At 44.1% G+C, this 24,862-nt stretch carries 20 protein-coding genes and 1 riboswitch; of the genes, 5 read left to right on the top strand and 15 right to left on the bottom strand.

The window, feature by feature from the left end; genetic code table 11:
• Positions 1-59: 59 nt before the first annotated feature.
• The 3 genes from AAFF35_RS09515 to AAFF35_RS09525 all read left to right on the top strand — a co-directional run bounded on the left by AAFF35_RS09515 (position 60) and on the right by AAFF35_RS09525 (position 5,893).
• Positions 60-2,129 (top strand): hypothetical protein, encoded by a 2,070-nt coding sequence (locus AAFF35_RS09515; protein ID WP_342332210.1) that lies wholly within the window; start codon positions 60-62, stop codon positions 2,127-2,129.
• Between the two features lie 144 nt (positions 2,130-2,273).
• Complete coding sequence (locus tag AAFF35_RS09520; RefSeq protein ID WP_342332211.1) at positions 2,274-4,673, top strand: TonB-dependent receptor; 2,400 nt, start codon at positions 2,274-2,276, stop codon at positions 4,671-4,673.
• Positions 4,673-5,893, top strand: a complete 1,221-nt coding sequence (locus AAFF35_RS09525; protein WP_342332212.1) for a PepSY-associated TM helix domain-containing protein — start codon at positions 4,673-4,675, stop codon at positions 5,891-5,893. Before AAFF35_RS09520 ends, AAFF35_RS09525 begins: the two co-directional genes overlap by 1 nt.
• A 70-nt stretch (positions 5,894-5,963) precedes the next feature.
• Here the strand turns inward: AAFF35_RS09525 and AAFF35_RS09530 are convergent, their stop codons facing one another.
• Entirely contained in the window at positions 5,964-6,809 is an 846-nt protein-coding gene (locus AAFF35_RS09530) for a S1-like domain-containing RNA-binding protein (RefSeq protein WP_342332213.1), read from the bottom strand.
• Between the two features lie 84 nt (positions 6,810-6,893).
• Here AAFF35_RS09530 and AAFF35_RS09535 point away from each other — a divergent pair, with 84 nt between their 5' ends.
• Both AAFF35_RS09535 and AAFF35_RS09540 read left to right on the top strand, forming a co-directional pair.
• The gene (locus AAFF35_RS09535; protein WP_342332214.1) at positions 6,894-7,526 is read left to right on the top strand and encodes an ATP-binding cassette domain-containing protein; all 633 of its coding nucleotides are present in this window, start codon (positions 6,894-6,896) and stop codon (positions 7,524-7,526) included.
• Complete coding sequence (locus AAFF35_RS09540) at positions 7,520-8,611, top strand: hypothetical protein (RefSeq protein ID WP_342332215.1); 1,092 nt, start codon at positions 7,520-7,522, stop codon at positions 8,609-8,611. The genes AAFF35_RS09535 and AAFF35_RS09540 overlap by 7 nt, the downstream gene beginning before the upstream one ends.
• Positions 8,612-8,633: 22 nt before the next feature.
• Here the strand turns inward: AAFF35_RS09540 and moeB are convergent, their stop codons facing one another.
• The 14 genes from moeB to AAFF35_RS09610 form a co-directional block, all read right to left on the bottom strand.
• Complete coding sequence (gene moeB, locus AAFF35_RS09545) at positions 8,634-9,680, bottom strand: molybdopterin-synthase adenylyltransferase MoeB (RefSeq protein ID WP_342332216.1); 1,047 nt, start codon at positions 9,678-9,680, stop codon at positions 8,634-8,636.
• A gap of 4 nt (positions 9,681-9,684) precedes the next feature.
• Positions 9,685-10,797 carry a 2-iminoacetate synthase ThiH gene (gene thiH, locus AAFF35_RS09550; RefSeq protein WP_342332217.1) on the bottom strand — a complete coding sequence of 371 codons (1,113 nt, stop codon included), beginning with the start codon at positions 10,795-10,797 and terminating at the stop codon, positions 9,685-9,687.
• Positions 10,787-11,557, bottom strand: coding sequence for a thiazole synthase (locus AAFF35_RS09555; RefSeq protein WP_342332218.1), 771 nt, complete (start codon positions 11,555-11,557; stop codon positions 10,787-10,789). The genes thiH and AAFF35_RS09555 overlap by 11 nt, the downstream gene beginning before the upstream one ends.
• Before the next feature lie 5 nt (positions 11,558-11,562).
• Positions 11,563-12,216, bottom strand: a complete 654-nt coding sequence (locus tag AAFF35_RS09560; protein ID WP_342332219.1) for a thiamine phosphate synthase — start codon at positions 12,214-12,216, stop codon at positions 11,563-11,565.
• On the bottom strand, positions 12,213-12,968 hold the full coding sequence (locus tag AAFF35_RS09565; RefSeq protein ID WP_342332220.1) for a hydroxymethylpyrimidine/phosphomethylpyrimidine kinase: 756 nt from the start codon (positions 12,966-12,968) through the stop codon (positions 12,213-12,215). The genes AAFF35_RS09560 and AAFF35_RS09565 overlap by 4 nt, the downstream gene beginning before the upstream one ends.
• A complete protein-coding gene (locus AAFF35_RS09570; RefSeq protein ID WP_342332221.1) occupies positions 12,944-13,546 on the bottom strand; it encodes a thiamine phosphate synthase in 603 nt (200 codons plus the stop codon). Before AAFF35_RS09570 ends, AAFF35_RS09565 begins: the two co-directional genes overlap by 25 nt.
• Positions 13,547-15,430 (bottom strand): phosphomethylpyrimidine synthase ThiC, encoded by a 1,884-nt coding sequence (gene thiC / locus AAFF35_RS09575; protein ID WP_342332222.1) that lies wholly within the window; start codon positions 15,428-15,430, stop codon positions 13,547-13,549. It abuts the gene before it with no gap.
• A 59-nt stretch (positions 15,431-15,489) separates the two neighbouring features.
• Positions 15,490-15,693 carry a sulfur carrier protein ThiS gene (gene thiS / locus AAFF35_RS09580; RefSeq protein WP_342332223.1) on the bottom strand — a complete coding sequence of 68 codons (204 nt, stop codon included), beginning with the start codon at positions 15,691-15,693 and terminating at the stop codon, positions 15,490-15,492.
• Positions 15,694-15,755: 62 nt separating this feature from the next.
• A riboswitch (TPP riboswitch) is annotated at positions 15,756-15,843 on the bottom strand.
• A 112-nt stretch (positions 15,844-15,955) separates the two neighbouring features.
• On the bottom strand, positions 15,956-16,801 hold the full coding sequence (locus AAFF35_RS09585) for a hypothetical protein (protein WP_342332224.1): 846 nt from the start codon (positions 16,799-16,801) through the stop codon (positions 15,956-15,958).
• A 555-nt stretch (positions 16,802-17,356) separates the two neighbouring features.
• A complete protein-coding gene (locus AAFF35_RS09590) occupies positions 17,357-18,019 on the bottom strand; it encodes a hypothetical protein (RefSeq protein ID WP_342332225.1) in 663 nt (220 codons plus the stop codon).
• Positions 18,020-18,098: 79 nt separating this feature from the next.
• Positions 18,099-19,238 (bottom strand): cytochrome c peroxidase, encoded by a 1,140-nt coding sequence (locus tag AAFF35_RS09595; protein WP_342332226.1) that lies wholly within the window; start codon positions 19,236-19,238, stop codon positions 18,099-18,101.
• Between the two features lie 3 nt (positions 19,239-19,241).
• Positions 19,242-20,771: a DUF6850 family outer membrane beta-barrel protein gene (locus tag AAFF35_RS09600; RefSeq protein ID WP_342332227.1), complete on the bottom strand. Its 1,530-nt coding sequence runs from the start codon at positions 20,769-20,771 to the stop codon at positions 19,242-19,244.
• A gap of 2 nt (positions 20,772-20,773) precedes the next feature.
• Positions 20,774-22,105 carry a DUF4876 domain-containing protein gene (locus tag AAFF35_RS09605; RefSeq protein WP_342332228.1) on the bottom strand — a complete coding sequence of 444 codons (1,332 nt, stop codon included), beginning with the start codon at positions 22,103-22,105 and terminating at the stop codon, positions 20,774-20,776.
• 10 nt (positions 22,106-22,115) lie between these two features.
• The gene (locus AAFF35_RS09610) at positions 22,116-24,785 is read right to left on the bottom strand and encodes a TonB-dependent receptor (RefSeq protein WP_342332229.1); all 2,670 of its coding nucleotides are present in this window, start codon (positions 24,783-24,785) and stop codon (positions 22,116-22,118) included.
• Between the last annotated feature and the right edge of the window lie 77 nt (positions 24,786-24,862).

Below are 24,862 nucleotides of genomic sequence, written 5' to 3' on the forward strand. Positions count from 1 at the left end.
CTGGCCATTGCAAAGGCGATGTCATGACTTTTTTATTTTAACCCATTTAACCCATTGAAATGATAAAAATTAAATTGAAACTCTTGAAGATCTGTTTAATCCTGTTGGTCCTGATGACCATTCGAAACCTGGTTTTCGCCCAACAGCTGGACCTGCCGGTTCAGACAGACCGCTGGGAGATCAGGAAGGATGGCAGCATTTTTTGGACGATTACAGACCGGTTACCCCATGCCGACCATATTGAAATGAGCGGACAAAAGGTTTCTTTATGGCTGCAATACGAAGTAGATGCAGAAAAAAGGCTTCATTTGAAGCGTACTGTGGTATTTCCAACCTTTAGAATGAAACCCAATGATACCCATTCCAGCCTGATGCAGGAGATTAAGGATGAGGAGCTTCCACAGATTCTTGTAGATGGAAAACCGATGAAAGAGGAACGCTTTAACGGTCATCAGCTGAAAGGTTTTCCGAATGTCCTGACGGGAATCCGGCTCGATGGAAGAATGGAGATTTACAGCAAAATAGGCGAAAAAGGCCTCGTTACTTTGAAAAGAACGCTGTTTCCTGCGGTTAGTCAGGCCATGGCGATAGAACAGTTGGTTTTTGTAAATCAAGGCGTTAAACCAGTCAGAATTTCAATGGACCATCAGTTTCGGGACATCCTGATCGATACCTCCAGAAGCTATCTGAAGCCACACCACCTCATCCTCCGCTCCGCCGCAAGCGGAAATGAACTGGTTAAACCCGGCGATTCCATCCGCTTTTCCATCACTTATCAGGCCGCTGCCAATGCAGCAGCAGCAATTGATATTGATGTGCTTGCGGAAGAATCAAAAAAAAAGAACCGCATCGGAGAGATCTCCCAAAAACTACAGTTGATCACTCCTGAACCCATTTTAAACACTGCTTTTGCCTTTGCCAAGCTCAGGGCGACAGAGAGTATTTTTAACACCAAAGGAGGCCTGATGCATGGTCCGGGTGGCCTTTCTTATTACGCCGCCATCTGGGCAAATGACCAGGCAGAGTATGTAAACCCCTTTTTCGCATTTTTAGGTGATGATCTGGGAAATAAATCGGCCATGAATGCCTATCGCATGTTTGCTGCGTATATGAACCCCGAATACAAACCCATTCCCAGCTCCATCATTGCAGAAGGAGAGGGCTTTTGGAATGGGGCCGGCGACCGTGGGGATCAGGCAATGATCGCTTATGGGGCTTCCCGATATGCCCTTGCGAATGGAAACATAGACTCCGCGCGCGTATTATGGCCTTTGATTGAATGGTGCCTGGAATATTCCAGACGAAAGCTGAATAAAGATGGGGTAGTGGCTTCTAAAAGCGATGAGCTGGAAGGGAGGTTTCCCGCCGGAGAGGCTAACTTATCCACCAGCTGTTTATATTATGATGCTTTGATCTCCGCTGCGGAGCTCGCTCCTTTGCTCCATAAAGGCGTCAGAATACAGCAGGCTTACCGAAAACAGGCGGAAACACTGAGGCTTGCAATAGCTCGTTATTTTTCTGCCAATGTGGAAGGATTCGATACCTACAGGTATTATAAAGGCAATGAGGTACTTCGTTCCTGGATTTGTATGCCGCTCACCGTCGGGATTGAAGACCGGAAAGAAGGCACCATCAAGGCACTGTTTTCCTCCAAATTATTCACCAGCGATGGACTCCTGACCCAATCGGGGGATAAGACCTTCTGGGATCGGGCCACTTTATACGCATTGAGGGGGATTCTATCCGCCGGAGAGACGGAAGAAGCCATGGCTTACCTCAGGTATTATTCCAGAAGACGCTTGCTGGGCGAACACGTTCCCTATCCTGTGGAAGCCTTCCCGGAAGGCGGACAACGACATTTATCCGCAGAAAGCGGCCTGTATTGCCGGGTCTTTACCGAAGGCCTGTTCGGGATCCGCCCTGTAGGCTTTGATCGTTTTAATTGTACCCCAAGGCTGCCTGACGGCTGGAATAAGATGGCTTTGCGCAACGTTCATTCCTTTGGAAGTACGTTTGATATCGAGATTTCCAGAATCGGTAAGAACCGCATGCGGATCAACATCAAAAAAGAAGGGAAAGTCAAACAATACCTGCTTAAAAATGGTGCTACACGCTTAATTAAAGTTTAGATCCATCCTCGCTTTTGTCCTGCTATCTGATTAGTCGGGACAAAAGTATTGTGCTAAAAGGTTTTTTTAAATATTATTAGGAAGGTAACTCCCATTTAGCTTTCTTTGCATTTTATTTATAATTAATCTTAATAAGTATAGTACATGCAGAAATCCTTACTTCATCTTTTATTTTTTCTCTTCCTCAGTTCCGGCGTACTTGCGCAACAAACCAGTAGTGTCAAAGGACGGATCACTACAGCGGATGGGAGCGTAGCCAGTAATATCTCTGTAAAACTGGCGGGTACTTCAGTTGGCGTGATCACGAATGAGGATGGTGAATACCACATCCGAAAAGTTCCTGTAGGAACTCACACTATTGTCGTTTCCGGGGTTGGACTACTTACAAAAGAAAAGCAAATCATAGTGACCGGAAAATCAACCGTTATTGTTGATTTCTCCTTGAAAGAGAACTTATCTCAGTTGGATGACGTTCAGATCTCCGGTAATAAAAAGAAGTTTAAAGTAGATAAAGTGTCTTCTTCACTGCGTTTACAAACTCCATTGCTGGAATTGCCTCAGAATATTCGTGTGGTGACCAGTCAGGTGATGGCCGATCAGATGGCTTTTGATATTGTGGATGGGGTGACGAGAAATGTCAGCGGAGCGATCAGAGTAGGCCATTGGGATGCACAATACGCTAATATCTATATGCGTGGAACGACCATTCCTGCTTTTCGTAACGGTATGAATATGAAGACGCCATGGGGGCCATTGGCTGATGATGCAGCCACCATTGACCGCATTGAATTTGTGAAAGGCCCGGCCAGTTTCATGATGGCCAACGGAGAACCCGGTGGAATGTATAATATTGTTACCAAAAAACCTACTGGTCAGAACAACAGTTCGGTGAGCGTCAGTGCAGGTGGTTATAACCTTGCCCGTGCGGCAGTCGACCTGGATACCAAACTGAGTCAGGACGGTAAATTGCTGTTTCGTTTGAATGTTGCCGGACAAACCAAGGGTAGTTTTAATAAATACAATTACACCGATAAATATGTCATCGCTCCGGTAATCAGCTATCAGATAGATAGTAATACTAAATTTACGGCAGAATATACCCGTCAGCATGTAGAAGCGCAGGCATTGGGAAATTATGGTTTCTCTAAAAAAGGTTTCGGTGATGTCCCTCCAAGCTTTTTTCTGGGAGATCCGGCTTTAGATCCTGCAAAATTGAATGACCATAATGTTACGCTTTATTTAAACCATAAGCTAAATAAAGACTGGACTTTCAATGCGCAACTGGCCTATCTGAATTATTCCTTAGAAGGAGGATCTGTATGGCTTTCTTCTCTGGACGATCAGGGAAACATGAAACGTTATTACAATATTGGTGATGAGTTGGCCATTAATAAAAATGCACAGTTCAGTTTACAGGGAGAATTTAAAACCGGAGAAGTCGCGCATCGGGTTTTAGGGGGCTTGGATATGGGAAACCTGAAAACATGGGGCGACTTTAGCAGTTCAACACACCCTGACCTTCAATTGGCAGGCAATGTGCCATTTAACATTTACAATCCGATTTATGGAATTCCTTTGGCAAATATCCCGGTATTTGACAGGTCAAAGAGCATTCAGGTTCGTTCCGGAGCTAATATCTATGCGACAAATGTTAGTTATACCGGAGTTTATGTTCAGGATGAGCTTCGTTTTCTGGAGGAAAAATTACGCCTGACACTTGCCGGAAGGTTTACGCATGCGGTGACGGTTGGAAAGACCAATGCCACACAACTCTCTGATAATGCATTTTCTCCAAGACTGGGATTGAGCTATTCCATTACAAAAAACATGTCTGTTTATACCTTATTTGATCAAAGCTTCCTCCCTCAACCAGGAGCCAATAAAGAAGGAGAGATCTTTAAGCCTTTAAGAGGAAATAATATTGAAATCGGAGTCAAGAAAGACTGGTTCGATGGAAAATGGAATACCTCGATAACGGCCTATCAGATCACTAAAAAGAATGTCCTTACCGAAGATCCGAGGTTCCCGGGTGATCCGGCAGGATACAAAGTGCAACTTGGTGAAATTCAGTCTAAAGGAATAGAGATCGATGTGGTGGGAGAGTTGGTTGAGGGATTAAATGTGACCTTGAATTATGCTTATACGGATCCCAAAGTGACGAAAGATCAGGCATTGAATAAGAACCTTAAAGGTACCTATTTAACGAATTCAGCCAGACACATCAGCAACGGTTGGTTAAGCTATACCTATAAAAAACAAGGCGCATTACTGAATGGTTTTGGACTGTCAGGCGGATACCAGTACCAGGGAAAACGCATCGCCGGACAAGGATTTACAAAACCAAATCTTCCTGATTATATCCGTTTTGATGCCGGACTCTCTTATACTAAAGGGAAATTCAGTATTTCTACAGTGGTCAATAACCTGTTGGACCGCAGGTTGTTTACCCAGGGAACTGCCCCTGCAAATGCGGCAGGATACTATACCTGGATTTATGACATGCCGAGAAACGCAAGAATTACGGCGCTATATAAATTTAAATAATGACTTTTAAAAAGATCAACGCCTTTTTACACTTATGGCTCGGACTTGGTTCGGGCCTGATTGTGTTTATAGTGAGCATTACCGGCTGTATTTATGTATTTGAAAAAGAGATCAGAAGCTTGTACGAGCCCTGGCAATATGTAAAACCCCAGCAGGAGGCCTTCCTGCTTCCTACACAGCTGACCGGTCTGGCTACTGCGAAAATGGGAGGTTTAAAGCCGAATTCCATCCGTTATGGACAAAAAGATGAAGCGGTTACCGTCAGTAATTTTAACCGGAAAAAGGGGACTAGTGTGGTGGTTTTCATGAATCCATACACAGGGGAACTGATTCATACGGAAAAGAAAAACAGGAAAAGCAATGCCGATTTCTTCCGTTTTATTTTAAATGGACATCGTGCATTGTGGTTGCCCTATCCTATCGGAAGGCCTATCGTTGGGGCGGCAGTGTTGATTTTTGTGTTGTTGCTCATTTCCGGAATCACCTTATGGTGGCCAAAGAAATGGATTAAATCTATTCGTGATAAAAGCTTTAAAATTAAGTGGAATGCCAGTTTTAAGCGGAAAAATTACGACCTGCACAATGTGCTCGGTTTTTATACATTTCTCTTTTTACTACTGATTTCGCTAACCGGGCTTGTTTACAGTTATAAATGGTATAGTAAATCCGTCTATTGGTTAAGCTCGGGAGGGCGGCCTATGAAGGAATTTAAAAGAGCGCTTTCGGATACTACCACAACAGGAACTTTTAAACCAACAGATGTAGACCGGCTTTACAGCAGGATTGTCGCCTCAGACCAGATGGAAAATATCCTGGTTTCATTGCCCGAAAAACCATCAGACGCCATCGGCTTTGTGGTTTACCTGAAAGCGGGAACATTGTATAAGACCAACCGTTATAATTTTGATCAGCTGAGCCTTAAGCCCATCACAGACGGTTCTCCTTTTTCAGGAAGATATGAGGACGCGAGTGCTGCAGATAAGCTCAGACGGATGAATTACGACCTGCATATTGGTGCGATATTGGGGATTCCGACAAAGATTCTGGCCTTTCTGGCCAGTTTGATCTCAGCCAGTTTACCGGTCACCGGTTTTATCATTTGGTACAACAGGAAGTTTAAAAAGAAGAAAAAGACGGGAAAAGCACCCATATTGACCCAGAAAAAAGGGGCGGGGCAGAAGACTCCGAAAATAAAACAGGCGGAAGCCATGGAAGTTTAAAACCAAAAAAGCCGGAATCATTAACATTGATTCCGGCTTTTTTATGACCTGAGTTTAATTCAGGACTTATTTAATCGGCTTCGTTATCTACGAAAAGTTTGATTTCATAATCAGAGATCGTGATCAGTCTGTCTTTATATAATCCGCCAATTACCTTTTTAAAGGCACTTTTGCTGATTTTAAAGCGGTCGTAGATCTCATCAGGTGCGCTTTTATCGCCAAGGGCAATCACACCACCATTTTCTTTTAATTCATCCAGGATGACATCTTTGTTTTCCAGGATATGGCCATAACCCATTGGCTGAAGGCTCAAATCGATTTTTCCTTCTACACGGATCTTTTTGATCCATCCTTTCCTGAATTCTCCCGGATTCAGCTGGTCAAACAGCTCATTGGTGTACAATAAGCCAATGTATTTATTGTCTACGATGGCATTGTATCCCAGGTCAGAACGGTCTACAATCAGTAAACTTACTTCATCACCTTCTTCGAGGTCAATGTCCTGATCCTCCACATAATTGGTTAAACGGGAAGAAGCCACCATACGGTCGTTACTTTCGTCGAGGTAGACATAAACCACATGACTTTCCCCTTTAAACATCGGGCGTTTCTGCTCACGCTGAGGAACATAGATGTCTTTATCAAGGCCCAGATCCATAAATGCACCGTCTTCCCCATCATCAACCACAGTCAGATAGGCAAAATCTCCTACACAGGCATGAGGTCTTTTGGTGGTTCCCATCAGCCTGCCATCTTTGTGCATGTAGACGAAAACATTGATATTCTCGCCAATTTCGATGTTTTTAGGGACATCTACATAAGGGAGAAGCACTTCTTTTTCGCCTTCGGTAAGTATGAGGCCGTGTTCGGTTTTATTTATAATTCTGAGATCGTTATATCTTCCTATTTCTATCATGTTCTTGCGGGCATTTTTGCAAAGGTAGCGATATCGTTAGTAACATATCGGTGTGCGGTGTATCTAAATGTAAAAATATACCGGGTGATCAGCTTAGATTTAGAGAATATAGAGAAGAAATACGGAGATCATACCATCCTTTCCTTTGAGAAATGGCAGCTGGATTCAGGTGTTTACTGGATTAAAGGGGGAAATGGGACCGGAAAGACCACACTTTTCAGGATCATTTCCGGGCAAACGCCATTCCATGGGGAACTCAGTTTAAATCAGATCAACTTAAAAAAACAGCCCGTCGCTTATCGCACAATGATCAGTTATGCCGAAGCCGAGCCCCAATATCCCTCATTTATTACTGGAAATGAACTGTTAGACTACCATATAGAGGTAAGGAAAGCAGATCGTCTGGCTGTGGAGGATACCATTGAGCAGTTCGGGATGACCGCTTTTATGAACAATAAGATCGGGGGGTATTCCAGTGGGATGCTCAAAAAACTCTCTCTTATTTGTGCTTTTACCGGTGATATTCAGTTGTATATCCTCGATGAACCCTTAATTACCATAGATGCAAATTCCGCTCAGGTCCTTTATCGGTTAATCAATCAATACCAGGCAAAGGGGAGTAGCTTCCTTTTGTCTTCTCACCAGGAGCTGGAACCCGGACAGTTAGCACTTAAAGCGACATTTCAAATTAAGGACAGGAAAATTGAAGCATGTTAAAGCTATTCTTAAAGACTTTAAGTAAAGAGTTTTACGCCGCTCATGCCGGGTTATTCCTGTTTGGTTTCTACCTTTTGTTTGGAATTGTAGAAGCTTCACAGCTCATCAGCTATCATAAAACCCTGATGATGCTGATCTATTCTTCCCCACTTGTTCTTTTTCTGGTCTTTATCTGCTGGGCCTTATACCTCCTCAAATGCCTGTTTTTTATGAAGAAACAGCTGAAACTGGAAACCTACCGTTTTGTATTCCTCCTGGGGACCACAGCAAGGAAAACACAGTTTATACTATGGCTGAAGCTGTATGCAGTATTGTTTCTGCCGATTTTGCTGTATGCCCTTCCCCTGGTTTATATAGGCATAGTTTATGCTTATTATCTCAGTGTGTGCGCCGTTCTGCTCTGCATTATGACCTTGTTATTTGCCGTATCCGGATACATGTTCCGGATCATCAATTATAGCCATGTTCCAGTAAAGGTTTATTTAAAAACCTCCCTCCCCCGATGGACTAAGCCTTACTGGACATGGCCTTTTTATTACCTGTTGAAAGAGCAAACGCTAATGCTCGTAGGGAGTAAAGTCTTGTCGTTCGCCCTTTTTAATGCCGTTATGTGGGTTTTTGCTGATGTGTCCGGAGATATTCGGGTCGCCTTGATCGGGATTCTGGCCGCCGTACTGGCGCACAGCATGCTCATTCATGCACTCTTGAAAAATGAGGTCGACCGCCTTTCTTTTACCCGAAGTCTGCCCATCACTTTAAGTGCAAAGATGGGGCAGCGCATCCTGGTTTTGCTCTTGCTCTTTGTTCCCGAGATCATTTTCTATATCCACAGGACAGGATATCAACCCCTGCATATTGGCGCTGGATTGCTCTTTGGTTTATCCGGTTTAATGGGATTACAATTGATGTTATACCGGGTGAAACTCGATCAGGATCAATACCTGAAATGGTTGCTCGGTTTCTTTTTTGTCAGCATGTTTATCGTGCTCACACATTACTACCTGCTTTATAGCCTGTTGATTTTACTCGGATATCTCCTGTACTTTTCTTTCTTGTACGACAAGAAAGACCTGCGGGAAATTTAAAGCCTCCTGCTAAACAGGAGGTTTAGTTATTTTGTGCTAACAGGCTGATTATAAATAATTCTTCTTTTCTTTTTTTATTGATGATTTTGACCGCCATTCTGCTTTTTGCTCCTGAGGCGCAGCATAAAACAAGCTTGTGTTGGAAGGGGATGCTGTCTATTTTTTCTTTCAGATCGTAAAGGGAAATGTGGGTTCCTCCGATGTTGTGTTCTTCGAATTCGTAGGCTTCCCGCACATCGATCAACAGGAAAGGTTCTGCATTTTCTTTCCATTCCTCCAGGTCCCTGATGTCGATTTCCTGATAGGCTGCTGTCTTGGTTTTTACCGGGCCTGGCTGGTCTTTCTCTGGATTTTCAGGTTGAATGTTAAAAATCTGCATGTCATAATTTAAAGCATTCAATATAAGTAGTTTTCCGGAGAGCGTTGTTCCAAACCCACAAATAATTTTTAGGGCCTCATTGGCCATGATGCTCCCGATCATGCCCGGCAGGGGGCCAAGAACACCACTCTCACCACAATTTGGCACCTCTTCTGCTGCCGGAGCTTCCGGGTAACAAAGCCGGTAGTCCGGACCTCCTTTGTAATTAAACACAGAAACCTGTCCTTCAAACTGGAATATCGAACCAAATACCAGTGTTTTTTTCAGTGCTACGCAGCAGTCATTGACCAGGTAACGCGTGGGGAAATTATCAGATCCATCGATCACGAGGTCGTAATCCAAAATGATTTCTACTGCATTTTGAGCGTTCAGCTGATGGGGGTAGGCCTGTATTTCTACCCCTGGATTGAGCAGGTTGAGCCTTGCTGCAGCGGCCTGAGCCTTGTTCTTTCCGATGTCATTCTGCTGATAAATTACCTGTCTGTGCAGGTTGCTTTCTTCCACCACATCGCCATCAATCACCCCAATTTTTCCTATTCCAGCTCCGGTAAGGTAGGATAGGAGCGGGCAGCCCAGTCCGCCGGCACCAATAACCAGTACCGAGGCCTTTTGTAGCTTTTCCTGCCCCTCAATGCCCATTTCTTCCAGTAAAATCTGGCGATCGTATCGTTTAAGTTCCTGATTGTTCATTGTTTTACCTGGTTAAGTTCATGTCCCAGTCCTTCCATACTGCTTCATATCCCTGTTGATGAATCATTTCTGCGATTTCCGGAGCTGTTCTTTCGTCCGAAATTTCAAACTGTTCCAGGGATTGCGGCGCTACAGCATAACCTCCGGGATTGGTTTTTGAGCCTGCACTGATGGAAGTAATGCCCAGTTTGATGATGTTATTCCGGAAGGCGATGGATTCCCTCGTCGAGATCGACAATTCTATTTCTTCGTTAAAGAGACGGTAGGCGCAGATGAGCTGCACCAGCTCCCGGTCGTTCATGACGACTTTAGGTTCCAGTCCGCCGCTAAATGGACGGAGTCTGGGAAAGGAGATGCTATACTTGCTTTGCCAGTATTTCTTTTCCAGGTAGTTCAGGTGCAGGGCGGTGAAAAAGGAATCTGTCCGCCAGTCTTCCAGGCCGATCAGTACGCCCAGGCCCATTTTGTGGATTCCGGCCTGCCCCAGGCGGTCTGGCGTATCCAGCCGGTATTGAAAGTTTGATTTTTTACCCTTTGGGTGATGTTTCTTATAATCTTCCTCATGATAGGTTTCCTGATAAACCAATACCGTGTTCAGGCCATAAGGGGTCAGTTCCTGGTAATCGGAAAGGTCAAGAGGCTGTACCTCCATCGAAATGTGTGCGAAATGTGGTCTGATCAGCTCCAGCACCTTTTTGAAATAATCGGTATGGACGCTTTGATTGGCTTCCCCAGTCACCAGAAGCACATGGTCGTAACCCATTTCTTTAATTACGGCAACTTCTTCCATGATCTCCATCGAAGTTAAGGTCTTGCGTTTCACCTTGTTGTCGTAGCTGAAGCCGCAATACGTGCAGATGTTGTTGCACTCATTGGAGAGATACAAAGGCACATACATCTGAATCGTGTTCCCAAACCGCTTTAAAGTAAGCTGTTGGCTCAGTTGCGCCATTCTTTCCAGATAAGGAGCCGCCGCAGGGGAGATCAGTGCTTTAAAGTCCTCCAAAGTTCTTTTTGTCGCAGTTAATGCCTGTTCTACATCTGCGCTTGTTTTCGCGTAAATGCTCCTGCTGGTCTCTTCCCAGCTATAGGTTTCAAAAATTTCGTTAAAACTCATCGTCAAGGAATGAAGTTAAAGGGCTGCTGGCTACAGCATGTGAATAAATAGCACCTAATCTCGCCTCATAAGCCATTCTGCCTGCCTGAACAGCGATTTTAAAGGCCTCTGCCATTTTTGTCGGATTTCCGGATACGGCAATAGCGGTGTTCACTAATACTGCATCTGCACCGATTTCCATGGCTTTGGCGGCATCAGAAGGGGAGCCGATTCCGGCGTCAATGATGACCGGAACATTGCTCTGGCTGATGATGATTTCCAGGAAGTCTATGGTTTTTAAGCCTTTGTTACTGCCTATCGGGGAACCCAGTGGCATCACAGCAGCCGTTCCCGCATCTTCCAGCCGTTTACATAAAACAGGGTCTGCATGGATATAAGGCAGGATAATGAAGCCTAGCTTTGCCAGTTCTTCTGTTGCTTTGAGCGTTTCGATGGGGTCTGGCATCAGGTATTTCGGGTCCGGATGGATTTCCAGTTTGATCCAGTTGGTTTCCAGTGCTTCTCTGGCCATTTGTGCAGCAAAGACCGCTTCTTTGGCATTTCTGACGCCGGAGGTGTTGGGTAAAAGGTTCAGCTGTGGGTGTCTGAGGTGCTTTAAAAGGTCATCTGCCGCATCGTTCAGGTCTACCCGTTTTAAGGCAACCGTAACCAATTCCGAGCCGGAGGCGAGTAATGCGGCCTCCATGGCTTCCGGAGAACTGAACTTTCCGGTGCCCGTAAACAGGCGGGAGTTGAATGTTTTGTCTGCTATTTTTAACATTTTCTTTAAGGGTTTAGGGAGTGTGGAACCGGGTGTTTTTCGAGCTCAGTATACATGTTTTTTATCCGTTCCCGGGCATCGGGTTTTCCGGTTAATGCGCCCGAGACAGCGACCCCGTAGAGCCCTGTTTTCAGGAGTGCCGGAAGGTCTTCCGGAGTGATTCCGCCAATGGCAATTATCGGTATATTAATGCCTGACTTTTTGACTTGTTTCATGATTTCTGCATAGCCTTCCAGTCCGAGAACCGGGCTTAAATTTTTCTTCGTACCCGTGAAGCGGTAGGGGCCTAAACCGATATAATCGGCCCCTTCTGCAACTCTTTTTTGGATGTCTGCAAAAGTGTTTGCAGTTCCACCTATTGTAATTTTATTACCTGTTATTAATCTGGCCTTTATGATGCTCATATCATTTAATCCTAAATGTAATCCATGGGCAAAAACGGCCTTGGAAACCTCCGGAAAATCGTTGATAATTAAGTGGGCTGCAAATTTTTTGCAGAGCTCGTTTGCAGCTTTAGCCAGGTTTAAAACTTCTATTTCTGACTGGTCTTTTACCCGGAGCTGAATCCATTTTCCGCCGGCATTCAGGACCTGTTCTATGGCCTCCAAATGGCTGAGTTCTGCACTGGATTGGGAGATGTAATGTAGTCTGTCTATCATGAGGAATGGTAGCCCAAAAGGCTGGTGTTACTGTGAAGAAAAGTATAGGTGTATTGCTTGGCCTGAAGGCAGGCTTCGGCGAGGGAATTTCCCAGGGCAAGGCGGGCGGTGATGGCGGCGGAGAGTACGCATCCGGAACCATGTTTCTGAAAGACCTCTGTCTGTTCCGGCTTCAGCTCCAGACGTTGTTTCCCGGTATAGAGAAAATCCCAGCCCGGTGCATCCGGATTGTGGCCGCCCTTCAGCAGTACGGCAACATGCTCCGACCACTCTTCGCTTAGTGAATGTACCTCCCGGCCTTCTCCAAGACTTTTCATTTCCTGAAAATTAGGAGTAATCAAATAGAGCCGTTTTAAGACACTTTTTAATTTTTCGGCCTCCGTATTCCATTCATGGAATTTATATCCGGCACTGGCCTTTAAAATCGGGTCTACGACAATTTTAATCTCCGGATTGAGCTGCTTCAAATGAATGCAGACTTCTTCCAGGGTGCCGAGGTCCTGAATCAATCCGATTTTGGCCACCGGAACCTCGAACTTTTTTAACAATGGATGGAGCTGGTCGATGATCTGCGTGGCACTGAGCCAGTCATTTTTTAAAAAATCTGAATCCGTCTGAATCGTCAGGGCGGAGCAAATCCCAAAGCCGTAAACCCGATGTGCTTCGAAGCACTTCAGATCGGAGAGGACTCCTGCTCCGGCGCTGGGGTCAAAGCCGGCGATGCTGATTACATAGGGTCTGTGGTCTGACATTTTTCTAAGCTTTTTTTGAAATGATTTACGGCCAGTTCCGGTACGGTCCAAAGCAGCCCCAAAATGGCGGCGCCGTCAAAACCCATCTGTCTGACCAGGTCAATTTTTTCAGGTGTGATCCCGCCAAGGGCGATGACTTTAGGCCCCTCTGGATTCCTTAGTCTAAATCCATCCGGAACCACAGAAGGGTAATCTTTTTTGGAGATGCTCTGGAATACTGGTCCGTAAAAAGTATATTTAAAATTTTCTAAATCAGCCAATTGATTTGTTTGATGTATAGAAGTACTTAAGTTTTGTGCCTCAGAACTGCGAAGAAGCAGGTGTTGCCCGCTCTTCCTTTGTGCCTCCGGAAAATGGAGTCTTTGAATTCCGAAATCAGCGGCAAGTTCATGGAACTGGTGCAAGGCAACACGCTCCAGATATTCCGGATGGATGTTGCCCAGCAGTTCTTCATATTCGTGTTTTTCTGCCCCCTCTTTCCGCAGGTGAAAGCGCTCCATCCCCGACTCAAAAAGTTGGTTGATGAGTGCTGCTTCCCCTTCAAAAAAGCTTGGTTTAGAAATGACGATCAGTTCCAATTACAAATAAATTTCGCTGCCCTTCTCTGTGAACTCTTTAGATTTCTCGGCCATGCCTTTGCTCAAAGCATCCGCTTCGTCTACTCCTTGTTTGGCCGCATAGTCCCTCACATCCTGTGTGATTTTCATCGAGCAGAAGTTCGGCCCGCACATCGAGCAGAAGTGTGCGATCTTGGCACCATCTGCAGGAAGGGTTTCATCGTGAAACTCTTTTGCCGTATCCGGATCCAGGGAAAGGTTAAACTGATCTTCCCATCGGAACTCAAACCTCGCCTTGCTCAATGCATTGTCGCGGTACTGCGCGCCTGGATGTCCTTTGGCAAGATCAGCAGCATGTGCCGCGATCTTGTAGGTGATCACGCCATCCTTCACATCTTTCTTGTTGGGCAGTCCGAGGTGTTCTTTAGGTGTTACATAGCACAACATCGCGGTTCCGAACCATCCGATCATCGCAGCGCCAATTGCAGAAGTGATGTGGTCATAGCCAGGGGCGATATCAGTCGTTAGCGGACCTAAGGTATAAAATGGGGCTTCAGAACAATGTTCCAGTTGTTTCTCCATATTTTCCTTGATCAGGTGCATCGGTACATGTCCCGGACCTTCGATGATGGTTTGGATGTCGTGTTTCCAGGCGATCTTGGTCAGTTCACCCAGGGTTTCCAGTTCTGCGAATTGCGCTTCGTCGTTTGCATCTGCGATGCAACCCGGTCTTAAGCCGTCGCCCAGTGAGAAAGCAACATCATAAGCTTTCATGATTTCGCAGATTTCTTCAAAATGAGTGTACAGGAAACTTTCTTTATGATGTGCAAGACACCATTTTGCCATGATAGATCCGCCCCGGGATACAATGCCTGTCACCCTTTTTGCGGTCATAGGGATATAGCGAAGGCGTACACCGGCATGGATGGTAAAATAATCCACCCCTTGTTCTGCCTGCTCGATCAGGGTATCCCTGAACAATTCCCAGGTTAGATCTTCGGCCTTGCCGTTTACTTTTTCCAAAGCCTGGTAAATCGGAACCGTTCCAATCGGAACAGGGGAGTTGCGGATGATCCATTCTCTGGTCTCATGGATATTCTTACCCGTAGATAGATCCATGATCGTATCTGCGCCCCACCTGCAGGCCCATACCGCTTTTTCTACTTCTTCTTCGATCGAAGAGGTGACTGCTGAATTTCCGATGTTGGCATTGATCTTTACCAGGAAGTTCCGGCCGATGATCATGGGTTCCAGTTCCGGGTGGTTGATGTTGCAAGGGATGACTGCTCTTCCGGATGCCACTTCCGCTCTGACAAATTCCGGAGTGATGTATCCTTTTGGCGTATTTGCGCCAAAGCTATGTCCCTGATGTTGATGTGCCATTACGCCGTATTGTGCGCCCAGTTGTTCATTCAAAAGATCGATCCTTTGATTTTCCCTGATGGCGATGTATTCCATTTCGGCGGTAATGATTCCCTTTTTGGCATAATGCATCTGAGAAACATTGCTGCCGGGAGTCGCCTTGTAAGGTTTGTTGATGTAGGCGAAGCGGAGTTCGTTCAGTTTTGGGTCTGCCAGGCGCTCCTGACCATAATCTGAAGAAATGTGATCCAGTTGTTCCACATCTTTCCGGTCGGTGATCCAGCTTGCCCGTAGTTTTGGTAAGCCGCGTTTGACGTCGATATCTGCATTCGGGTCTGTGTAAGGACCGCTTGTATCGTAAATCGTTACCGGTGGATTGGGTTCTGTAGCACCAAATCCGTTGTGGATTTTGGTATCACTCAACGTAATTTCACGCATTGCCACCTGGATATCATGGAGCTGGCCTTTAACAAAAATCTTTTTGGATGCCGGAAAAGGAGTTCGGCTGATGACTTGTTCGTCTGGTGTCTTTTCGTGTTTCATAATTTATGATTTCTTGGTTAAGCAGATTTATTTGTTGGAATTGGTATGTTTCGATGAGTCTAGCCGCCCTGGGTGGCTTTGATGACCGTGATGCGGTCGCCGGCCTGAAGTTCCCGTTTGGGCCAGTCGGTTTTAGGAATAATGTTTTGGTTGATGGCCACAGCAATTCCCTGAACAGGAATTTTGAGGACCTCTGTTAGCATTTGTTCCAGGGAACAAGTGTCGTTAAGCTGGTAGTTTTTTTGATTTACAGTTATTTCCATATTTTAAAAAATTGGAAAAACTATAGGCATGACCTTTTTACAGGCATGAAAAGACGGCAACGTAAGTTGCTTCTACTTTTCCCTTCGGCAGTACTAACTGCATCAGGTTCAAAGGGTATTTCTCAGCGCAAGGCACCCCTAAAGTTTTTTTGTAAAACTAGATTATTTTTTTGAAAAAAAGAAACGTTGCTCCTGGGAGTAACGTTTCAATTCTGTTGCGGCATACTGATGATGCTTCCTTCATGATGGAGCGGTTGTCATTTTATTCCGTTTTCGTTTCAGAACTTGAAAGGTCGTTCGGGGCATCCTCATTTTCGACATCGGGCTGGAAGCTGAATCTGGAATATTGCCAGCTGGAATCCCAGGGCAGGTTAAATTCTCCATCGCTGACGGTCGCATTTAAAATCACTGCCGGATTAAATTCCTTATGATTTACCGCGGTCATCAAATTCCCCTGAATGCGGTAATAATCCAAGACCATGCCGGTAACGCAGATACATCCATCCGGGATTTCCAGTTTCCATTCCCTGGCGGGCAGGGTTTTCTGGTCATTGGAAATTTGCAGGGTTTCCAGGTTTATCTCTTTCTCAAAGCCTGTTCTGATCGATAGGAGGTAGACTTTTAACATCAGGTTGCAGGTATTGCTGCGGTTCGGGAATTTGAGGTCAGCGGGAATTTCAAGGGATGGAAGTTGAATCCGCAATTCCTGCTCCTCCAGCCGAACGGAAAGTTCTATCCATAAGCTATCCTTTAGCGGCGAATTGTTGTTAAAATCAAAACCATTCAGTCTTCTGAAACTATCCGGTTTAAACTCGTACCTTTCCGTTTCAGGCTGATAACATTGCTTGAGGATCGCAAAGTTCTCTTTGTTTAAACGGTTGATCATTTCCCCATCATAACTGCGTCCGGTTAACCAACTAAAACTTGTCCTGATGCAATTGGAGAATTTACTCGCTTTGCCAAACACGAGGGCTGTCTTTTTCGTGGCTATGGTCTGTTTTATCCCTCTCTTTCCAGGTTTGGTCTGAACGATCTGTTCTTTTCTGTTTTTCTTAAATGTGAGGTTGCCTATTGAACCAATAAGAAATTTCCCTTTAAATCTTGCCATATTTTCTAGGTTTATTTAAGTTGAAGTTAATCATAATTAAGGTCTCGTCAAAGTTAAGTTCGTACTGAATCCAGGGCTGCTCCATAGTAGGTCCACGGTGAGTCCAGCTTTTTTCAGTAAAACGTGGACTCACCGTGGACTCACTGTGGACTTACTGTGGACTTAGTACGGCGTCATATAGGCCTGGGTATAGATGGAAAACAGAGGTTAAGAAGGCGGAATAAGGGAAATGCCGGAAAGGTTATTTAGCGGAAAGCAGGTGATTTTCGGGTTAAATAAATGTACTTAATTTTGATAATTAATATTTTTTAGATTAATTATAAGGTTTAAATAATGACTTTATTTAGACAAAGCTGCTGTTTTTTTTGAATCTTTTGGGCAGTGGCAGGTCATCTTGTCCATTTGATGCTGTACCATGAAAAAAGTCTAAAGCTGTACCTGATTTTTGCCGGAAAACACGAATGGTCGCTTTGCAGGCTGTTTTTTAGAAATCATAAATTAAAATCGAATAATATGTTTATAGCCTGGTCAGGAAGGTAGCCGGTCAGCATGGCGCTAGTAATAAAAGTATTTGGATTTGCCTGGTATTTTATGTTCCGTTTGCCCGGGAATATATTCGTCCATTTTTAGCATCTTTTTAAACGGGTAGCTGAAGTTCAGGAATTCATCTTCAGGAGGGGTTTTGTCGTCCTCACATGTTCCATAAGTATAATCGATATTTACCTTTTTGGTAGAGAAATTGATGTCGTACTGAAAGTCCCATTCGCAGGTGTCGAAGTCGTTGTAGGTAGAACCGATCAGGTAAAAGTCTCCATTTTGATAGCGGAGAATGCTTTTGTATTTATGAGAATGCCTGGAGTTGGAATTGAAAACCTGTTCAACGATCAGGGTGTTGTTTTTGATGCTCATGTTCAGGTCCGGAACTTCTTCAAAGATGCGGCCATAACGTTCATATTCCCAGATCACGGAGTGATTCTCTTTCCATAGCTTCAGCTTCCCGTTTTGTTTTTTACAGAGGTAAAGCACCCTGAAAAATCCCTCTTCTCCACTTTTTCGGGTGGTATTATAGACGTAAACCAATTCATTGATGCCATCCCTATCCAGATCTCCTTCTGCTTTCATTACTTGTTTGAAACCGGCAGGAGGGCGGAACTCTTTAAGTTCCTGTCCATATCCTTTTAAACAAAAAAATAGCAGGCAGATGAATATTTGTTTCATGGGATGGTTTTATTTTTTCCTTCCACAAACATAACATCTCCTGCTGTCATTATGCAAATCATTTATTGATTAGGCCTGTTTACTGAGGCAATTCCGGCGATCGTTCTTTCCACGACGCTCCGGAAATCGCCTCCATAAAAGAAATAATCGCATCTCTTTCCATTTTGCTCAACATCAAGCCACGGAGCAGCTTATCGTTTTTTGGATATAGCGGATCATTTTCCTGTCCCGGTCTGCGCTTTTGGTGAGGCATGCCTGCATTGTACATGTTCATGACGCCCTCCATATTGTCAAATAAACCATTGTGGAACCATGGACCTGTGCGCATCACGTTGCGTAATCCCGGAGTTCTGAACTTTCCTACATCCTCTGGTTTTTTACTGATGTTATACAAACCAAGGTCTTCGTATTTCCGGCCGTAATAGGTCAGTCCTAAATTGTGAAAGTCCCCGTCCGTAAACAGCGGTCCGTTATGGCAATTGACGCAACGGGCTTTGGTACGGAACAGATGCAAACCCAGGATTTGCTGATCAGACATTCTTTTTTTATTCCCTTCCAGAAAATAGTCAAAATCTGCTTTTCTGCTTACAATCGTTCTTTGATAGGTGGCAAGGGCGGAGAGGATCCGTTCTTCTGTTACTTTTTTATCGCCGAAAGCGGCGCTGAACAAGGGCTGATAACCTTTGATCTGCTTTAATTTTGAGGGCAGCTTTTTCAAATCCTGGTGCATCTCTATTGGATTGCTGATTGGATTTGCAGCCTGATCTTCCAGTCCTTCCGAACGGCCGTCCCAGAAAAGCTTCTTGAAGGCCCATATATTTTCCAGTGTAGGCGTATTCCGCTTCCCTGCGGCATGATCATGACCGATTGCGACCTCACGGCCATCCGTCCAGTTTAAGTCCGATGCGTGGCAGCTGGAGCAGGAAATCTGATTGGAGCCTGAAAGGCGTGGGTCAAAGAATAATGTTTTTCCCAATGCGATGATGCCTTTTAGTTTTCCTTTTTGTCCTTCCAGCGGGGAAGGTGGGAGTACACCTAATTCTACAAATTTAACTCCCGAATCCAGGTTCGGTTTTGGCCATTGATCCGGAGATTTGGAATAAACCTTACGCAAAGAGTCTATTGGAATTTCATCATCAGGAAGAAAATCGTAAGACCTGAAGGAGAGAAATAACAAAATGCACAATAATCCGCTAAGGGTAGAAAAGACCTTTTTCATAGGCTAAAAATAAAGATTTAAGGAAAGATTCATAGAAAACCGCTGATCTCCGGGTAAAAATTTACTGTCATATTCAATGGTTGGTTTATCCAGTGCTTTGCTCATCCCTGCGTTTAAGGTGATGCCGGTTCTGAAATCTTTGCTGAATGTTTGATTGATGTATTGCAGTTTAAGGTCAACCCTTCCTGAAGTGATTTTTCGGAAGGCGTAGTCCGGATAAGTGACGGTGGTTGTAAATTCCGTTACCTGGGTTGTTGCAACATTGGCAATGGTTTGCAAGGGAAGGATCAAAGATGGGGAGACAATTGCCGAGAACCTGTATTTTCCGGGATTCGACTGATAATATCCGGCTTTTAATCCTGGTTGTATGTAGCTGTATTCAAATAAATGACTGGTGATCGCGTCTTTTTTGTAAGCAGATAAATAACGGGTATGTACACCCCATTCAAAGGAATGATTTCCTTTGGTCTTCAAATTTGAATAGGACAAATAAGCCATTTGATTTTTAGCGGTGTAATTCTTTGCGGCGAGGGCTTCCAGGTAATCTTCGCCGATCAGGGTACGGTAAGTCGCTTCTATTTGTTGAATCTGATGATCCTTTTGTTGGGTTAACAGGAGCTGTCCTTCCAGTTGATCACTTTGATAAGTGCTAAACACCTGATCTTTTAAAGAAGACTCTAACGATTTATTATTGATGTCTTCAGCTACCTTATAATCCAGGTTCAGCAAGGTATTCCAGGAATCAAGCGTTGTTGCCAAATGAACCCCCAATCCTTTGTACTGTTTTCTGCGTGAAAAATTTTCGTACATCTTTCTCGTGTAGCCGTATCCGTAGTTGAGATAAGTAATGCGGTCAGGGTAAGCACTTCCATTGGAATAGTCCTTGTTTTTATACTTTATGGCTGTATTTTCTGTCCCATAACCCCAAAGTCCACTTAATCCGAGATGGAAATGTTTGTTTACCCATGTCAATTCAGGTTTGACGATAAAATCGAACCATTTTATGGACATTCTAGGGTCAACCGGTCGGTCTGCGAGGTAATAGATGTAGTTAAAGCCGGAAGAAAGATAGATTTTGTCCCTGATCAGTTCATAACTGATGATTCCTTTAGCATGGTACTTTTGTCGCTGGACATCACTTTCTTTTTCAGCAAGGTAATAGAAAGGCTGATCATCGATCTCTTCTCCTCTTAATGAGTTTCCCAGTCCACGGTCTTTGATTCTGGAATAGCTGAAATCTCCATACAATTTTAACCGGCCCAGTGTTCTGATTCCGTCCGAGCTGAACTGAATGTTGGAGCTGCTGGCAGGCAGCTGTGCATTTTTCAGATTTCCGGAGCTGTAGTCGTAGATCAATGAAACTTTTCCGATTTGATTTTCGGTGTTTTTCAGCAGCAGGGTTGCGTTTTGCTTGCTGAATTCAAAGTGTCTTTCTCGCTGCTCATAGAAAAATACACTATCCGCCGACTTATTCTCCTGGGAAAATAAGTCGGCCGACAGTAAGGATAGTATAACTAGTAATTGTACTTTCATTATTATTTAAAAGCCGCTTTGCTTGGGTCGGCCTTGGTTAAGGATTCAAAATCCAGTGAAGAGTTGTTCGAATCTTTAAGGATTCTTCTGCCATTTACCGTTTTACTCGTTTTCCTGATGACGGATTGAGAGCTGTATGGTCCACCGGTAGAAAAAGTGAAACCTGCATCGATGGTCGCTGGAAGTCTGTGCGGAACACGCTTGGTTTCTAAAGTATAGGCCATTTCTGCCCCATCGATAAGGATGGAGGTTGGCATCTGAATGTATTGTGAAGTGGCCCCGGTTATGGTTTTTACATTCGGCGTTGGGAATTTAGGATAGCTGTTCAGGTTTGCCGTTGTTTTAAACAACACCACCGCTTCTCTTCCATTGTTGTCTAATATAAAGTCTCTGTCTGAAACCCGGTATATCACCTCTAAATTCGGAACCAATGGGTTGTCAATATCCGAGGAAAGGCGGTTAATGCCTGGCTGGTCTCCGTAGTAAACTTCAAAATCGGCTTTGCTTAAATCTACGGTCAGCTCCGGATTTTTTACGCTGATGGCTTTTCCGGCGTTGTCTGTATAAGGCACTTTATGGTTGATCGCATTTTGTGCAATAATGATACTTGTTCCTGGTTGTACAGGGTATTGTTTTCCGTTTCCGGGAATTCGTACGGCCGTGGTCAGGTATACATAATCTGTATTTGCTTTCGCATTATTCATATTTAAAGCGTCTGTCCAGTTGTATTGCCCGGAAGGTAAAAACCAGGATTTGCTAACATCAGAATTTGTATTTGCAACACCAGCTACCAATCCGATGTATAGGCTGTCTGCATACATTACTGCATTCGAGTTGTTGTATATTTCTATAAACTGATCTCTGAATACCGCTCCGTTTATGTTGTGCGAGCCACCGTAATAAATTTGCTTCAGCAACCAGTCGCCAAGCCTGCCGGTTTTGAGTACCAGTTCTAAGTTGCCAGTGGCTTTATTGAGGAACTGGTTCAGGTTGGCATTAAACACCACATCTTCTTGTGTAAGGGAGCCCGATGCGATGCTGTAATCAGCGGCGCTGATGGTCAAGCTGGAAACTACGCTATAATTACCGGGAGTAATGCTTTCGAATTTAACATTTCCACTGGCATCTGTTTTTCCCTTGTTGGAAAGGCCATTGGTTTGATTGGTGATGGTGATTTCCGTATTTGCAGGAGATAGTCCTAACGCAGCTGCCTGCTCATCAAATTTGACATGGAAAGATATGGAGATCGCTTCTGCTTCAGGATTGTCTTTCTTGCATGCGGTTAGCATCGCTATGGATAGAAAAAGGGTAGAAAGTAGTTGTTTTTTTTTCATTTTATTGATTTTAAAATTTAATGGAAAGTTCTGCGCCTACACTTACCGGGTAAGTATAGTTTACTACATCATTTGTATTGGGGTTGTAATATCTGTTTCTGATATTAAACACGTTATTGGCGCTTAGGGACATTTTGATGTGTTTGCCTATTTCTTTAGCGACAGACATGCTTAAGTTGGTGTAAACGAATGGCTGTTTGGTTGCAGCGTTTGCTTTAGAGCTTAGTGCCAGGTAATTATAGTCCGGATTGTTTGCGTCAAAGGAGGGGATTTCATGCTTTACCATGTTTTTGTCCAGCCAGGCGATTGGAAGGTAGGTGTCGTTCCGTATTTTTTCGTAGCTCTGCCAGAAAATATCTGCCCGGAGATTGATCACAAATCCTAGTTTGGGAATATGTGTAGTGGTAGATAACTTGCTGGTTATTACGTAGTTTTCTGTACTTTTTCCTTTATAGACCCCAAACCAGCCTTTATAGTTGTCATTTGTGTACTGCTCGTTTGCTTTTTGAGTGTATTCCATGGCTGATTTGGAACTGGAATAGCCGAAGGAGTTGCTGAGGTTAAAGCTGGTTTGGATTGCGGAGATCTTTTTGGTGCTGATGATCCATTCTATTCCGAAGTTATTGCTGCTAAGGTCATTGACTGAGGTGTTGTAATTGGTAATCCAATCCTTTTTCTTCCCATTCGGGAAATAATCCGGACGTTGCCCCTGATGGTAAACGAAGGTATATTCATCCGTTGTATAGGTTCTGTAATTGTTCCTGTTGCTAAAGCCGTCTTTATTTTGTTTGTAATAAGTGGTTAGTGAGCTATTGAAAAAGTGGTCTTTGTAAGTTAATCCAAGCTCAAGCTGACTGGATCTGCCAGGTTTTAATTTACTGTTATCCGGGATGATCTTGTCGGTGTAAACGAGGTAAAGGCTTTCGATTGCGTATCCTGTATAGGAGTTGTGTACTGGAAGATCAAAATAAACCGGGGCTGGATATCGGAGAGAAAGGCCTGGCGATTTAGTAGAGAGGCCGAATGCCGCGTTGATGCCGAAGTTTTTAGCAAGGGCATAATTCATGTTTACCCTGGGCTGTAAGGTTCCTATATTGTTCTGAATGTCGTAACGGAGTCCTGCATTCACGTTCATTGGTCTTTTTAGAAAGTCGAATTGAAAGCCATCCTGTAAATAAAGGCTGTAATTGAATATAGAAGGGAGGGACTCGTAATCATACGGCCTTTCGTTTTGGTAGGATTGGTTTGCCCAGCGGGGGGTGGTAGGGTCTACGATAACGCCCTGGCCACTGTTTGCTGAATAATAAGCGTTAAGGCCCATACTTAACCTGTGAATGAGCTTGCCTGTTGTAAATTCGTTATTTAAGCTGAGGTTAGCATTCAGGTTTTTAGGATTGCCCTTAACATGATCTACAGCTACAAAATTTCCTGGAATAAAATAGCCTTCGTATAGGCCTATGGTATCTTTATCTGCAATTGCTTCGGGTGGGCCGTTCAGGTATTGTTGATTATAGGTTTCCTGAAAAGCGGAACTGTAACCTGCGCTGAAATCTAACGATTTGACTATGGCTCCATTAATTTGAATAGATGTTCTGTTGGATACCGACAGATTTCTTGTTTTTGCATAAGTCATGTAATCCTGTCCTACATCAGGATCTTTTTTAACATTGTCAAGGCGTGTGTTGTAATCAAAAGAAATGGTGTTCTTGATCGTTTTCGATAGCTTCGTACTCCACATTAAGCCTGTACTGATTCTTTTATATGATTTCAGCGGATCACTGGGATCCTGTTCGCTGAGCAGGTAGTTTAGAGAGAGGTTTAATGCACCGGATTTTCCAGGTAACTGGAAGCCTTTGGATAGGGCAAAATTGCTGGTTGCAGCATTGATTCTGGAGGTAAACTGATAATTAGTTCTCCCTGCTTTGCGGTTGATGATCACCGCACCGTCTGTTAAGTCTCCATATTTTGCGGGGGCAACTCCGGATATGACTTCTATACTTTCGATATTGTCTGCCGGAATTTCCCTGATGTCAATGCCTGAAAAGGCGACATCAAAGCCTCCATAAGTTCTATTGTTAATTCCTGAACTCATCATTCCCCATTTTCCGACACTTCGATTCTGCATGTTGGCATTGTTCGATTGCTGGATATCATCCATGATAATGGCCACACCCATCGCATTGTTCATGCCGTGTAGATCTGAGGCTTGTCCCCTTAAAGTGATGCTGAGTGGCTTCTGAAGATCGGGTGGAGTGATCGTTTTACCAGGCAGGTTATTGAGGATGTCTGCCAGACTAAATGCCTGGATCTGTTCTATGGCCTGTCTTCCAAATAGGATGGAAGAATTAGAAGAAAGAATTTTTCTTTCTTCACTGATCTGAACTTCGTTCAGTTTCAGCGTTAAGTTTTTGAGTACGATATGAAGTTCCTTTGAGAAATTGGCGAGCACAATTGACGTGTCTTTACCCGCCATTCCTACCATTGCTATAGAAAGAGAAAGGGTTTTTAATTCGCCCGGGTTAAGGTAAAAGTTGAATTTTCCCTCCCGGTCGGTATAGGTAACCCGATCTGCCTCCTTGAGCTTAACGGTTACAAAATCCAAAGGTTTGTTCTGCTCATCCCTAACCGAGCCCTGTATGTTGATCGATGTTTTTTGCGCATAGCTATGCAGACTAAGCATGCATAATGCTATGACTGGTAAGTGTTTGTAAAGTAATTTCAATTTAGACTGATTCTAATCCCTGCCGCAAAAGTGTA

The organism is Pedobacter sp. FW305-3-2-15-E-R2A2 (assembly GCF_038446955.1).
In the GTDB taxonomy this organism is placed as follows: domain Bacteria; phylum Bacteroidota; class Bacteroidia; order Sphingobacteriales; family Sphingobacteriaceae; genus Pedobacter.

Bases quoted from the DNA above. Each gene is read 5' to 3' on its own strand.
- thiS (WP_342332223.1), bottom strand. From the start codon at position 15,693: ATGGAAATAACTGTAAATCAAAAAAACTACCAGCTTAACGACACTTGT.
- AAFF35_RS09525 (WP_342332212.1), top strand. From the start codon at position 4,673: ATGACTTTTAAAAAGATCAACGCCTTTTTACACTTATGGCTCGGACTT.
- moeB (WP_342332216.1), bottom strand. From the start codon at position 9,680: ATGAACAATCAGGAACTTAAACGATACGATCGCCAGATTTTACTGGAA.
- AAFF35_RS09605 (WP_342332228.1), bottom strand. From the start codon at position 22,105: ATGAAAAAAAAACAACTACTTTCTACCCTTTTTCTATCCATAGCGATG.
- AAFF35_RS09565 (WP_342332220.1), bottom strand. From the start codon at position 12,968: ATGTCAGACCACAGACCCTATGTAATCAGCATCGCCGGCTTTGACCCC.
- thiC (WP_342332222.1), bottom strand. From the start codon at position 15,430: ATGAAACACGAAAAGACACCAGACGAACAAGTCATCAGCCGAACTCCT.
- AAFF35_RS09595 (WP_342332226.1), bottom strand. From the start codon at position 19,238: ATGAAAAAGGTCTTTTCTACCCTTAGCGGATTATTGTGCATTTTGTTA.
- AAFF35_RS09540 (WP_342332215.1), top strand. From the start codon at position 7,520: ATGTTAAAGCTATTCTTAAAGACTTTAAGTAAAGAGTTTTACGCCGCT.
- AAFF35_RS09600 (WP_342332227.1), bottom strand. From the start codon at position 20,771: ATGAAAGTACAATTACTAGTTATACTATCCTTACTGTCGGCCGACTTA.
- AAFF35_RS09555 (WP_342332218.1), bottom strand. From the start codon at position 11,557: ATGTTAAAAATAGCAGACAAAACATTCAACTCCCGCCTGTTTACGGGC.
- AAFF35_RS09610 (WP_342332229.1), bottom strand. From the start codon at position 24,785: ATGCTTAGTCTGCATAGCTATGCGCAAAAAACATCGATCAACATACAG.
- AAFF35_RS09515 (WP_342332210.1), top strand. From the start codon at position 60: ATGATAAAAATTAAATTGAAACTCTTGAAGATCTGTTTAATCCTGTTG.
- thiH (WP_342332217.1), bottom strand. From the start codon at position 10,797: ATGAGTTTTAACGAAATTTTTGAAACCTATAGCTGGGAAGAGACCAGC.
- AAFF35_RS09530 (WP_342332213.1), bottom strand. From the start codon at position 6,809: ATGATAGAAATAGGAAGATATAACGATCTCAGAATTATAAATAAAACC.
- AAFF35_RS09520 (WP_342332211.1), top strand. From the start codon at position 2,274: ATGCAGAAATCCTTACTTCATCTTTTATTTTTTCTCTTCCTCAGTTCC.
- AAFF35_RS09590 (WP_342332225.1), bottom strand. From the start codon at position 18,019: ATGAAACAAATATTCATCTGCCTGCTATTTTTTTGTTTAAAAGGATAT.
- AAFF35_RS09560 (WP_342332219.1), bottom strand. From the start codon at position 12,216: ATGATAGACAGACTACATTACATCTCCCAATCCAGTGCAGAACTCAGC.
- AAFF35_RS09585 (WP_342332224.1), bottom strand. From the start codon at position 16,801: ATGGCAAGATTTAAAGGGAAATTTCTTATTGGTTCAATAGGCAACCTC.